Source organism: Kaistella sp. (assembly GCF_032060305.1).
Lineage (GTDB): Bacteria > Bacteroidota > Bacteroidia > Flavobacteriales > Weeksellaceae > Kaistella > Kaistella yananensis.
Window position 1 is genome coordinate 1 of the sequence record NZ_DAMBHK010000062.1, and the last position, 13,208, is coordinate 13,208.

13 protein-coding genes are annotated in these 13,208 nt (G+C 41.0%); 8 read left to right on the forward strand and 5 right to left on the reverse strand.

The window, feature by feature from the left end:
* The coding region (gene hemN, locus V5N63_RS09030; protein WP_332033680.1) for an oxygen-independent coproporphyrinogen III oxidase at positions 1-1,336 on the reverse strand (1,336 nt) is incomplete at its 3' end.
* A gap of 327 nt (positions 1,337-1,663) precedes the next feature.
* On the opposite strand from hemN, the gene V5N63_RS09035 reads away from it, so the two are divergent.
* The gene (locus V5N63_RS09035) at positions 1,664-2,227 is read left to right on the forward strand and encodes a Crp/Fnr family transcriptional regulator (RefSeq protein ID WP_332033681.1); all 564 of its coding nucleotides are present in this window, start codon (positions 1,664-1,666) and stop codon (positions 2,225-2,227) included.
* A 201-nt stretch (positions 2,228-2,428) separates the two neighbouring features.
* On the forward strand, positions 2,429-3,106 hold the full coding sequence (locus V5N63_RS09040) for a type 1 glutamine amidotransferase domain-containing protein (RefSeq protein WP_332033682.1): 678 nt from the start codon (positions 2,429-2,431) through the stop codon (positions 3,104-3,106).
* Between the two features lie 189 nt (positions 3,107-3,295).
* On the opposite strand, the gene V5N63_RS09045 is transcribed toward V5N63_RS09040, so the two are convergent.
* The 4 genes from V5N63_RS09045 to V5N63_RS09060 all read right to left on the reverse strand — a co-directional run bounded on the left by V5N63_RS09045 (position 3,296) and on the right by V5N63_RS09060 (position 7,759).
* Positions 3,296-3,589: a putative quinol monooxygenase gene (locus V5N63_RS09045; RefSeq protein WP_088468742.1), complete on the reverse strand. Its 294-nt coding sequence runs from the start codon at positions 3,587-3,589 to the stop codon at positions 3,296-3,298.
* A gap of 196 nt (positions 3,590-3,785) precedes the next feature.
* A complete protein-coding gene (locus tag V5N63_RS09050) occupies positions 3,786-4,562 on the reverse strand; it encodes a copper resistance protein NlpE (protein ID WP_332033683.1) in 777 nt (258 codons plus the stop codon).
* A 591-nt stretch (positions 4,563-5,153) separates the two neighbouring features.
* Positions 5,154-6,170 carry a WD40/YVTN/BNR-like repeat-containing protein gene (locus tag V5N63_RS09055; protein WP_332033684.1) on the reverse strand — a complete coding sequence of 339 codons (1,017 nt, stop codon included), beginning with the start codon at positions 6,168-6,170 and terminating at the stop codon, positions 5,154-5,156.
* Between the two features lie 47 nt (positions 6,171-6,217).
* Positions 6,218-7,759, reverse strand: a complete 1,542-nt coding sequence (locus tag V5N63_RS09060; protein WP_332033685.1) for an APC family permease — start codon at positions 7,757-7,759, stop codon at positions 6,218-6,220.
* Positions 7,760-8,008: 249 nt separating this feature from the next.
* Here V5N63_RS09060 and V5N63_RS09065 point away from each other — a divergent pair, with 249 nt between their 5' ends.
* The 6 genes from V5N63_RS09065 to V5N63_RS09090 form a co-directional block, all read left to right on the forward strand.
* Positions 8,009-8,320 (forward strand): rhodanese-like domain-containing protein, encoded by a 312-nt coding sequence (locus V5N63_RS09065; protein WP_332033686.1) that lies wholly within the window; start codon positions 8,009-8,011, stop codon positions 8,318-8,320.
* A 4-nt stretch (positions 8,321-8,324) separates the two neighbouring features.
* Positions 8,325-8,762: an OsmC family protein gene (locus V5N63_RS09070; protein WP_332033687.1), complete on the forward strand. Its 438-nt coding sequence runs from the start codon at positions 8,325-8,327 to the stop codon at positions 8,760-8,762.
* Between the two features lie 121 nt (positions 8,763-8,883).
* The gene (gene pnuC, locus V5N63_RS09075; protein ID WP_332033688.1) at positions 8,884-9,549 is read left to right on the forward strand and encodes a nicotinamide riboside transporter PnuC; all 666 of its coding nucleotides are present in this window, start codon (positions 8,884-8,886) and stop codon (positions 9,547-9,549) included.
* Positions 9,550-9,652: 103 nt separating this feature from the next.
* The gene (dapF, locus tag V5N63_RS09080; protein WP_332033689.1) at positions 9,653-10,429 is read left to right on the forward strand and encodes a diaminopimelate epimerase; all 777 of its coding nucleotides are present in this window, start codon (positions 9,653-9,655) and stop codon (positions 10,427-10,429) included.
* A 40-nt stretch (positions 10,430-10,469) separates the two neighbouring features.
* Complete coding sequence (mltG, locus tag V5N63_RS09085) at positions 10,470-11,504, forward strand: endolytic transglycosylase MltG (RefSeq protein WP_332033690.1); 1,035 nt, start codon at positions 10,470-10,472, stop codon at positions 11,502-11,504.
* 143 nt (positions 11,505-11,647) lie between these two features.
* A partial coding sequence (locus tag V5N63_RS09090) for an outer membrane beta-barrel protein (protein ID WP_332033691.1) occupies positions 11,648-13,208 on the forward strand: 1,561 nt, incomplete at its 3' end.

Sequence of the window (13,208 nt, forward strand, 5' to 3'; positions counted from 1 at the left end):
TTTCCGGTTTGTTGCGCATCATTCTGAGATCGAACGTCATGGCAACGTTTCTGGTAAAGGCCCGTCCTTGCTCGGTGATCTTTATGGAACTATCGCGCAGTTCCACCAAACCGTCGGCTTCCATTTCCTTTAAAGATTCCAGTGCATTTTGAAGCTCCGGAAAATCGGTGGATTCATCCCAAGAAGTTTCGAGGCGACACATTAAATTCAGAATATGTTGACGCACCAAAAGATCTTCCTGATTTAAAATGTGACCTCTAAACACAGGAATCATTCCTTCCTCTACCCTTTTTTGATATTCTTCGACGGTTTTTTCGTTTTGTGCAAATGCATACCAGGAATCCGAAATGGCGCTCATTCCCAATCCCACCATCAATTGGGTTTTGCTGGATGAATAGCCCATGAAATTTCGGTGAATATCTCCAGATATCATGGATTGATAGAGGTCGTCATGCTCCAATGCGAAATGATCCATCCCTACTTCAATATAGCCCAGTTCTTCGAGCAGTTTTTTTCCGTTTTCGTAGAGTTTACGCTTTTCTTCACCGCTTGGCAGGTCGTTTTCATCAAAACCTCTCTGGCCTACGCCTTTAATCCACGGCACATGCGCGTAAGAATAAAATGCCAGACGGTCGGGTTTCAACTCCAGGGTTTTGCGGATGGTATATTCCTGCTTTTCCCAGGTGTGGAACGGCAGACCGAAAACAAGATCGTGTGAAATACTCTGATAACCGATTTCTCTTGCCCAGTTTGTCACTTTCTCCACATTTTCGAAAGGCTGAACCCTGTTGATGGCTTTCTGAACCTGTGGATCATAGTCCTGCACGCCGAAACTGCATCTTCTGAAGCCTAAATCATATAAAGTCTGTAAATGCTCGCGCGTCGTATTGTTCGGGTGACCTTCAAAAGAAAACTCGGGATTCTCTGCGATGTCTGCTTTCGCAAAAATACCTTCGAGCAAAGTTCTAAGATTTGCAGGCGAGAAGAAAGTCGGGGTTCCGCCACCAAGGTGAAGTTCCTTGATTTTTGGTTTTCTGCCGAAGAGATTCAGGTACAGATCCCATTCTTTCAAGACGCTCTCCAGATAAGGTGTTTCTACGGAATGCTGTTTCGTAATCCGCTTGTGGCAGGCACAGAATGTACACAGCTGCTCGCAGAACGGAAGGTGAATATAGATGGAAATCCCTTCAGCATCGTTGCTTTCATTGAAAGATCTGATGACCGACTGCTTCCACAACTCCGGTGTAAAGGACGTTTCGTCCCAGAAAGGAACGGTTGGATAGGAAGTGTATCGTGGGCCGGGAATATTATATTTGTTGATGAGTGAAGTATTCATTCTGCAAAAATAGGAAATTTATTTCCTTTGTTTCACTGATTAATGTCAACTGAAAAATTACCTATCATGAAAACGAACAAGCCCTAGGATTTTCCATTCGATGGGCTTTACCTCATCGTTTGATTTTTATGATTAAATCGTTGATTGGTAATTCATTAGTTATAGGAATTGATATCATTCTAGAGCTTTAGTTTTCTCCACCAATCCATAAGAATTCCATCTACCATATTTAAAAAAATCCATCAGGAGCGATGGATTTTTTTGGTTTTAATAGTTTACATTTGGAGTCAACAGTTCTTTTTGTTTGCAGTTTAGAAAGAGAAAAATATGAGTGAGATTTTAAGACGTCAAATTGAGAAAATTACGCCATTAACTGACCAGGAGTTCGAGTACATCCTGTCTCATTTTACCTTGAAAAAATTTAAAAAGCATCAGATTTTAATTCAAGAAGGAGATACCGTACAAAATGATTATTTTGTGATGAATGGTTTGTTAAAAGCATCATACCTGAATAAAGAAGGGAAAGAGCACATCATGCAATTTGCAATGGAAGATTGGTGGATTACCGATTATCAAGCGTATTTTAATCAAACGGAAGCTACTTTTACCATTGATGCATTAGAGTCTACCGAAGTGCTTACTTTGTCCCTCTATAACCGAGAAAAACTCTGTGCAGATATTCATAAAATAGAACATTTTTTCAGGAAAAGGTCTAATAATGGTTATATCGCACTCCAAAGAAGAATTTTGTCTCTGCTGAATAGCAATGCCAAAGAACGCTACGAACAATTTATTTCTCAATATCCCACACTTTTACAACGATTGCCCAAAACATTAATCGCTTCATATTTAGGTGTTTCCAGAGAAACCTTGAGTCGGCTTTCGGTGTAATGTGATGTAGGTCACAAAAAAGTTGTGAGGTAGGTCCTGTTGTTTGTGGGGAGCTGCATTTACCTTTGCACTATCAAATCATTAAAAATCAATAGTAAAATGAATCACAACAAGTTTTTATTCAAGATTATTTTCTTAACGGGTTGTATTCTTTTTTTAGGGATTCATATGATCAATGCACAAACAATTAAATCTAACAAAATGAGCAAAAAAGTATTATTCGTGGTTACGAGCCACGGCGAATTAGGAAACACTGGTGAATCTACCGGTTATTATTTAGGTGAAGTTACCCATCCTTGGGCTGTATTAGTAGATGCTGGTTACGAAATAGATTTCGTGAGTCCAAAAGGTGGAAACCCGCCATATTATGGAAATACTCCAGATGATAAGGTTAATGAAAGATTTTTGGCAGATGAATATTATCAAAATAAAATTCAGAACACCATGACGCCTTCAGAAGTAAATCCTGATGAATATGTGGGGATTCTTTATGCTGGAGGTCACGGTACGATGTGGGATTTTGCAGATAATGAAGAATTGGCAGTAATCGCACAAAAAATCTACGAAAAAAATGGAATCGTAAGTGCGGTTTGTCACGGTCCTGCCGGATTGGTGAACATTAAACTCAGCAATGGAAAATACTTGGTAGATGGCAAAAAAATCAATGCTTTCACCAACGAAGAAGAAGCTGCTGTGAAATTAGATGAAGTGGTTCCATTTAGATTAGAATCTAAATTAATAGAACGCGGAGCCAAGTTTGAAAAATCTGGTTTATGGCAAACTCACGTTACCGTAGACGAAAGAGTGGTAACAGGACAAAATCCTCAATCTGCTCATGCAGTTGGCGAAGCTGTTTTAGATGAACTTAAAAAACTATAATAGTTAAGAATACAAAAGAGACTGTTTTCAGTCTCTTTTTTTTTGTGCTCAATTGAAATTTTCTTTGAATAATCAAGATAAATCTTGTATACATAGCAAAGGTTCAACATGTCACAAAATGATAAAAAAATGGAGCCAGGTAAAATTTCTAGCTCCATTTAACTGTATTAAAAATTTGTGTTCGATTGCTTACTTTACTGCTAGTAGATCTACCATTTCAAGTACAGGTTCTTTAGCAAGTAATTCAGAAGCATTGGCCATTAAAGCCTTTGCAATCTCACCATTCAGGTGAGCATCTCTTGCATCTGTAGTTCCGAACGTATCGAATATACCAAAAGTAGAAGGGCCGATTTGTAAAGCATACCATCTTACGGTTCCTGGCTCACCTTCGGCAAGCGGTAAGGCAGACTTTAGGAATTCCAATACGTCATTTTCTTTACCCGGTTTTGCTTCTACTCTAGCTAATATTGCAAACTTTTCCATAATTTAAAATTTTAATGTTATTAAGAGCGTTCTTCAACTCTTTATAACAAAAATAAGTCTTCCTTATCAAACTAAAAATACAAAAGATGTTAAATAACGTTAATGTGGATCATCGCAAATCAGCATCATTTGTTCTGGCCACCTACAATTTGTTCAGCAGAAAGTGGTTCAGAAGATTCCTTCGGTAGCTTTAGTATTATTTTTTATAATAATCTCCGGCTAAACTTGCACCGCCGCCACAAAAGTAATTTAGTGCCAATCTATCGTCAAATTTCGAAGTAAATACTTCAGCTGTTTTATCCTTAAATAAAATCGTCATCGTCCCTTTTAAATCTTTATTGATGGTTTTTAAATCAACATCAACCTGATTATTCACTAACTTTCCTTTGCCCTCAAACGTACATCCTTTCGTTGCGCCGGTAAATGAAATTTTCACTGAATAAATACTGTCATTTTCAGATTTCAATTCCAGAATTTGGTTGTATCCTTTTCCATTGGCGTTGGTATTATACGTACCGTTTAACTGAGCCGGCGTATATGCTTTTACTTCTTTAAAAATATAATCTTTGGCTAATTCTCCGTGTACTTCTTTTTTATCAGCATCCAATCTAACCAAGGTTTTGTTGGGTTTTACCAGATAATATTCTTTGGGCGAATTTGGGAGGGATACTTCAATAATGTCATCATTCTTTGTCCAGGTACCATACTCGTTTTCAGAAGTACCGTCGCTGTCTAAATACGATGTACTTTTAACCGCTTTGTTGTCTTTTTGAAAGGTAATATAGGTTTCGATTCCCATACAATCTGCGCAAGGCAATGTTGCCGTGTAGATTCCTGAAGAAAAATCATTATTCTGTTGTGCCTCTGTTTTTGTCTGCTCTTTATTTGCGGTTTCAACGGTTGATTTACTGTCGCTGCAAGAAACAAAAATGGTGGTTAGTGCTGCTACGGTTAAAAATTTGAATCTGTTCATTATTTTTTTTTTGATTAATTTAAAATGTTTGATGACCTAATTAATGATTTTAAAAAGACCCAATAAGGCTTTGCGGAGTACTAAATTGAAGAATTTGATGTCATTATTTTTGAGATAAGAATAAATTTCCATCGAAAAACAGCTGTTAGCATTGTAGGTGATTTCAAATAGTGCAAAAAATAACGAACTTAATTTTTGGGATCTTAACTCCTTGCACAACTTTGTAATATCAGTTAAAAAAGGCTACAACCGACTTACAAAAAAGAGACCATTCTAAAGGTCTCTTCAGTATTTTTAAATTTTTTATCGATAAATCCATAATGCTAAAAAAATCTTTCGAATCTTTCGTTCAAAAGAAATCTATTTCAGCGTTTTTTATTTTTATTTTGATTCGATGATTTTTCAATTCATTGTCGGCTTTTTAAGAAGGACAAAAGTCTGGTTATAACCTGCAGTCTTTATTATTCCAAATTGTTATCTGCAGCGTATCTGTGGGCGGGCATGCAGGGTGAGTAACATATGGTCTACATGCGGATGCATTCTCTGCTCAGCACGCTTGAAAATTAAGTTTTTATTGATTGAAAAGTCTGGTCAGCGCAGGGTCATTTTCACAATTCTGTCTTTGCCCGCAAAAATCAAGGTGCTTTTGTTGAGCCATTCGCACACATACAAGCCTTTTTCATCGGAAATCTTCGTCCAGGTTTTCCCGTAATCACTGGAGAATTCAATATTCTGGTCCCCAACGGCAATGATGTCTTTTCCTTTAGTTTTCGGCCGGATTTTTACACAGGTTTTATACCCGGCATTTTTCCCTGAAGCCTGAATCTGCCAGGTTTCGCCGCCGTCGTGGGTCGTTGCGATGTTGTTGATGTTTTGGGCCTGTTTGGTGTAATCGCCACCCACTGCGATACCGAATTTATCATCATAAAAATCAATGGAATAAATGCCCTGCGAAGAAGTGCCCTGGATGAAAGGGGTATCGAAAACTTCCCAGCCGCAAGATTTAATATTTTGCCTGAAAATTCTCGTAGACAGCCCGCCGGTTGCAAACCACATCTGTTTTTTTGATGAAGCAATATTGGTATTACTGGCTGCAAATGCAGCTTCACCAGTTTTAAATTCCGGCAAACAGCTCGCAGGACATTTTTGCCAGAGTTTACTGCCGGTTTTTAAGGAAGAAGTTGCTGCTTCTTTTCCGTTTGGGTCACTTAAAGCAAATCCAAATCCGTCGTTGCTAAAATGCAGTGCGTCATAAAAAGCGGTTTTCGCAGTATCTGTAAAAACGATTTTTGAGTTTAAAGACTTTTTGTCAATCTTAAAAAAATAAGCCGGACTTTCAATATTAATAGCGTAAAAAGCATTTTGATCCTGCCCCAGCGTTCTGAACTGTAATTTCTTTTCAGAAAGTTTCAGCTGCTTTTTATCCGCTGTATCCCTCAGACTCACGTATCCGAATTTGGAATCGGTACCGGAGTACCACACTTTACCATCATACAGCTGCAGGGCGCGGATGGAGATTATATCCTTCAGAAGAACTTCTATTTCCAGCTTTTGTGAAAAGACGGTTTGGCTGAACAGACACAGGATGATTAACGCTGATTTTTTCATAGGCATGTTAAAAAAAAGTCCGCAGTGATGCGGACTTTGGAAATTATTTAATCTTTATTATCGATGTCGATATCTACTTTTTCCAGAGGCTCCTGCTCGGCTTTGAAAGTCTCACCAAAACCGCCGTTCTGAAGGTTCGAATGTTTTTTACTGTAAAGGAAATAAATCACAATACCGATAAGCAGCCAGATGAACGAGTACGTCTGGGCTTCAATACTCAGGTTAATGATCAGGTAAACATTGATGAGGATTCCCAATGTAGCGATCACCGGTAAAAACGGCACACGGAAACTTCTTGGCAGATTAGGCTGCTTCACCCGCAGCATCCAAACCGCTACACACACCATGGTGAACGCGAACAAAGTTCCGAAACTGGTCATGTGCGCCAGGTCATTGATCGGGGTAAAAGCCGCAACCACAGAAATTACAGCGCCCAGAATCATCAGGTTTTTTCTCGGTACCCCGCTCGCAGCATTTACTTTAGAGAAGGTTTTAGGAATTAAACCGTCCTTCGACATGCCAAGGAAAATTCTTGACTGCCCCATAATCATCACCATTAATACAGAAATTAATCCTACCGTCGCAGCAATGGTAATAATATACCCTGCCCACGCCTGCCCTGCAATATCGAAAGCATACGCCACAGGCGCCTTAATCGCATCAGGATATTTCCCCAGCGGATTGAAATCGGTGTAATGCATCATCCCGGTAAGTACCAGAGATACCAAAATATAAAGAATGGTACAGATCACCAAAGAGGTAATAATCGCAAACGGTACATCTTTCTTAGGATTAATGGCTTCACCGGCCTGCGTCGAAACGGCGTCGAAACCTACATACGCAAAGAAAATAGCAGAAGCTCCGGCCACAATTCCGGCATATCCGTAGGCCTCGTGTGAAACTCCGTTCTCTGTAATTACAGTAGGCTCAGGAATAAAAGGCGTCCAGTTGTCCACATTGATAAAGAACAAACCGGCGATAATTACGAAAATAATGGCCGACACTTTAAGGATTACAATAAAGTTATTGGCTTTCGCAGCGCCTTTGGTTCCTCTTACGAGAATAGAAATCACGAAAAGCACGATCAGCAGTGCCGGCAGGTTCATGGAAAAGCCTGTTCCGCCCGCTGCCGCAAAGGTTTGCGGATCGGTCGTAAGCCAGGTTGGCAAATGGATCCCAAACATGTGCAGGAATTTGGTAAAGTAACCCGACCAGGATACGGCGACCGTCATGGATCCCATGGCATATTCCAGGATGAGCCCCCACCCGATAATCCAGGCGAACACCTCGCCTACTGTTCCGTAGGCATAAGCATAAGCCGATCCTTCCACCGGTAATATGGAGGCAAATTCTGCATAACACAAAGCAGCAAACACACACGCAATGCCTGCAATAACAAAAGAAAGCGCAAGAGCCGGGCCTGCATGATAATACGCTCCGGTACCTGTTAAAACAAAAATACCGCCGCCAATGATGGCACCGATACCAATTGCTGTCAAACTCCATTTCCCCAATACACGTTTCAGCTCGCTTTTTTTGATATCTGCTTCATACGCTTCCATGGGTTTCTTAATCCAAATATTTGCCATACGTTTTTAATTTTTTTAAAGATTTCCAAAAATATAAAATATTTTGAGATATAATTATTTTCTGGTGATTTTATTTGAGTTTTAATGGCTTTTATTGGCTTATTCACTGATTTTGAAAGGAAAAAGATAATTCGCCTTTTCATTTTTATTCCGAAGCAGATCACATTATGCAATGTAACTTCTGTTACCGAACACCGTGCAGGCTTGCCCTACCTTTGCAACATTAAATAACAGTAAAAATACAGAAATATGTTTGATTCAATTAAAAATTTGTTCGGGATGGAAACCACCGATTTCGCTGCACTGGTAAAACAGGGCGCCACCGTAGTAGATGTAAGAAGCAAAGGCGAATATGCCGGCGGACATGTGAAAAACTCCATCAATATTCCCGTAGACCAGCTGGCCTCAAACCTGGCAAGACTTAAAGATAAAAACAAACCGATCATTACATGCTGCGCGTCGGGAATGAGAAGTTCTTCGGCCCTGACGATTCTGAAAAATGCCGGCTATACCCAGGTGTACAACGGTGGCGGCTGGATGAGTTTAAACAATAAAATTTAATATCATGGATGCACATTTTTATAACGTAGACATTAACTGGAAAAGCGGGCGCACCGGCGAAATGACTTCTCCCGAACTTAACACCGCAGTAGAAGTGGCTACCCCACCTCAGTTCCCGAACGGTGTGGAGGGAATTTGGTCGCCGGAGCATCTTTTTACCGCCGCCGTGGCAAGCTGCCTGATGACAACTTTTCTGGCGATCGCGGAAAATTCTAAACTCCAGTTCAAAGAGTTTGCCTGCAAATCGGGCGGCAAGCTCGACCGGGTTGAGGGTAAGTTTCTGATGACGGAAGTAATGCTGGAACCTACCGTAGTGATTCTGAACGAAGAAGACCGTGAAAAAGCAGAACGTGTTCTTCAGAAAGCTGAAGCCAACTGCCTAATCTCGAATTCAGTAAATTCAAAAATTACAATGACTCCGAAGATTGTAGTCAGATCATAAAACAGAAAAGGTAAAAATGACAGAACCCCGGTATTATCGGGGTTTTTCTTTGCTGAATTCTTATCTGGAAAATGCTGTCCGACCGCGCACGATAGTCAGGCAAAAAAATTATCTTTGAGTCATGAATTTCTACGATCTCTTCCTGAAGCCTTACGAATCCTACGAAACCTATCAGATTATTCTGGAAATTACTGCGACGGTCTTCGGCCTGCTGAGCGTGTATTTCTCGATTAAAAAGAACATCTGGGTGTATCCTACCGGGATTGTTTCTACGGCACTTTACGTTTATATCCTCTTCAAATTCGGGCTACTGGGCGACATGATGATTAATTTCTACTACACGGTCATGAGTATTTACGGCTGGATTTTGTGGGCAAAAAACGCTGAAGACCATGTACATGTAGAAGTTTCTGCAGCCACCAAAAAAGACTGGCTGGTAGCATCGGTTTTATTTGCCCTAAGTCTGGTTTTTGTTATGGTGGTGTATTATTACAAACCATTAATCGACAATCAGTTTTCTACAGAAAATGTAAACTTCGGACTGTATCACCTCGACTGGGCCAACTGGCTCGACATCTTCACTACTGCTATTTTCCTTGTCGGGATGTGGCTCATGGCGAAAAGAAAGACCGAAAACTGGATTTTCTGGATCATCGGCGACCTCATCTGTGTACCCATGATGCTTTACAAAGGGCTCGGCATTACCTCTGTTCAGTATCTGGTTTTTACGGTGATGGCGGTGATCGGGTATCTGGAATGGAAAAAAAACAGGGCTCCGAACCCTTAAAGACGAACCCGTATTTTGTAAAAACTTTAACGCAGCAACTTAAAATGAAATTACCGGTTTTAAGTATCTTTGCTGCCATATTTTATAACCATTTCGGTTTATTATGCAGAAAACCATAGAATTTTATAAATACCAGGGAACAGGCAACGATTTCGTGATGATCGATAACCGCGATCTGGAGTTCCCGAAAGAAAAAGAATTGATTGAAAGACTTTGCGACCGCCGGTTCGGAATTGGTGGCGATGGGCTGATTCTGCTGGAAGATGATGAAAATTCACACTTCAGAATGGTGTATTATAATTCCGACGGTAACGAAAGCACCATGTGCGGAAACGGCGGAAGATGCATCGTAGCCTTCGCTCATTTTCTGGATATATTTGAGAACACTGCTACGTTTGAAGCGGTGGACGGGCTACACGAAGCCGAAATCCACAACGGCATCGTAAAACTCAAAATGATTGATGTTGCCGGGATTAGTAAAGATGGCGAAGACAGTGTGCTGAATACCGGTTCGCCCCATTACGTAAAGTATGTGGAAGATGTGGCCAATTTTAAAGTCTACGATGAGGGTAACAAAATCCGCAATTCGGCGACTTACAGAAATGAAGGAATTAACGTAAACTTTGTGGAAGAAACGGATGACCACGAAATCTTTGTGAGAACCTACGAACGCGGAGTTGAAGACGAAACGTTCAGCTGCGGAACCGGCGCTACAGCTGCGGCACTCGTTTACCTGAAAGACAGAGACGAAAACATGGTGAACGTAAAAGTTCTTGGCGGAAACCTTAAAGTATATGCTGAACAGCACGGTGGTTCATTTACGGAGGTATGGCTCGAAGGTCCGGCAAAACAGGTTTTCAGAGGAAAAATAGATCTCTGATCAGAACAACAATCAGAATAAAAAAAACAGTAAGAAGCATATGAAAAAAGGAAATTCGGCTGTTGCCGTTATCGCACTGGCCATTCTTTTAATCGGTGGATTTTTCGGGTTCCGGTATTACCAGAAGTTTTTCGGAAACAATGTGGAAAAAGAAGGCTACATCCTGATTCCGCATTCGGCCAGTATGAATTCTATTCTGGATTCCATTGCTCCTTATATTAAAAACAAAGAAAGTTTTGAAGCGGTAGCCAAAGACAAAAACTTGGGCAAACACTTCAATGCGGGTCGTTACCGCATTAAATCAGGAACGAGCAACACCGATCTCGTGAACATGATTAAAGCCGGCAACCAAACTGAAAATACGTACAGGATTGGTGATTTTGGTGATGTGTACCAAATGGTGGGACGCGTTACTAAGAAAACCGAACTGGATTCTCTGAGATTTGTTAAAGATCTGAACACCATTGCGGTTAAAAAAGGCTACAGCAATGCCGAAGACCTGAAGAAATACTTCTTTATCGACACCTATAATTTCTTCTGGACGGTAACACCGGAACAGTTTTTCAAGAAATTCGAAGACCAGTATAACGACTTCTGGACTGCGGAAAGAAAAGCCAACGAAGCACAAAGCGGCTTAACCCGTGACCAGATTTACGCACTGGCTTCCATCGTGTACAAAGAATCCGGCGGCAAACCTGATGAGCAGAAAACCATTGCAGGGCTCTACCTGAACCGTTACAGAAAGGGTATGAAACTGCAGAGTGATCCTACGGTAATCTATGCTATTAACAAAGACAGCAACTTTACAACGCCAATCAAAAGGGTTTTTTACAAGCACCTGAAACACCCTTCTCCCTATAATACGTATGCCAACGCGGGAATTCCGCCGGGACCTATCTGTATTACTGATAAAAACTCCGTGGATGCAGTTCTGAATCCTGCGCAGCATAATTACATCTTCATGGCTGCTGATCCGGATAAATTCGGCTTTCACCGCTTTACTGCAAGCGATACAGAGCATGCTAAAAATGCGCGGGACTACCAGGAATGGCTCAATTCCAAAAATATTAAATAAATGTTTAACATTATTTAACATCTTCTGGTTTAACATTTCCGCGAAAACAGCGTCTAATTAACTGTTACATTAAAAAAATTGCCATCTAATCGTCTGTACCTGCCATCCCGGTAAGGTTGCGGAGCGATTACAAAACGACTGACATGATTAGAACTGAAATTACTCAAAACTTAACCAGGAAAACATTAGGCTTAACTTTTATGCTCTCTGCGGCGGCTTTCGCATTTGCACAGGAAAAAATGAACGTAAGCGGACAGATCGTCGACAAACAGAACCAGCCGGTTCCTTATGCTTCGGTAAGCTTCAGCAACAAAGCAAACAAACTTTTCAGCGACGCCACGCTCACTGATGACAAAGGAACCTACCAGCTGGCACTGGTTCCCGGAAATTACGACATCATTGTTGAAGCCATCGACTTTAAAAAATCAACACTAAACAGACAAATATCAAAACCGGGAAGTCTGGGTAACTTTTCGGTGGAGCCTGAAGGTTCTGTTACCAATACAAAAACCCAGGATATTCAGGGGGTGACTATTACGGCTGCTGCAACAAAGCCCTATCGCGTTGAACTCGATAAAAAAGTGTACGATCCGTCTACCGACATCATCAGCAAAGGTGGTAACCTGCAGGATGTTTTAACCAATGTCCCGTCGGTTTCTGTAGAAACCGACGGGACCGTATCGATGCGGGGAAACTCAAATGTGAGATTCCTGATCAACGGAAAACCTTCTGCATTACTCGGAATCGACAGTGGCGCTAATGCTCTGCAGTCCATCCCCGCAGACCAGATTGAAAGAATTGAAGTAATCACCAATCCTTCTTCTAAATTTGAAGCCAGCGGAACTGCAGGAATTCTGAATATTATCCTGAAGAAAACAAAAGGAATGGGCTTCAACGGAAGTGTAACCGGAAGTGTCGGCTATTTACCAAGCACCAACCTTAACACCAACCTCAGCTGGAAAAAAGGAAACTGGACCTGGTTCCTGAATGGCGGCGGCGGCTACCGTGAGAGCGAAGGAAAAAATGACAGCGATACCAGATTCTTTGATCCTGCAACCGGAGCAACAACCTCATACTTCGAGCAGAACTCGCTTAACGCCAGCGAAAACAAAAATTATAATGCCAACGCAGGCTTCACGGTAGATCTTTCAGAAAAAACAGCATTTAACCTTTCAGGAATGGTGCGTACTTTCGAAAGTGAAAATAACAATACGGTCGATAATTATGCATATAATGCTGCCAGAGTTGTTGATTCTTATTCCCAGACTCTGGCGTTAGGCAACAGCAAAAACCTTTCACTTCAGGGTGATTTGGGTTTGGATCACAAATTTAATACGAACGGACATAACCTTTATCTCTCTTTAAGTTTACAGAAAAGCGACAATAAATCCAGCGAAGATTCCCGTGAGTTCGACAACACTCTTTTTAAGTACGGATCTACCGGAGCCAACAATACAGTAAATAAATCGGTGATCGGTAAGATTGATTACGAATTACCAATCGGTGAAGCTTCAAAATTAGAAGCCGGGTACCGAATCGACAGCAATAAAAACGATTACGATTTCCTGAACCGCGAGACTGATACATCTCTGAATTATGGAACAGTAGACGCTTACAGCGGAAACACGGTATACAGCGAAACCATCAATGCGGCTTACGCACAGTTTAAAAGCAAAATCGATAAATTTGGTTACCAACTTGGTT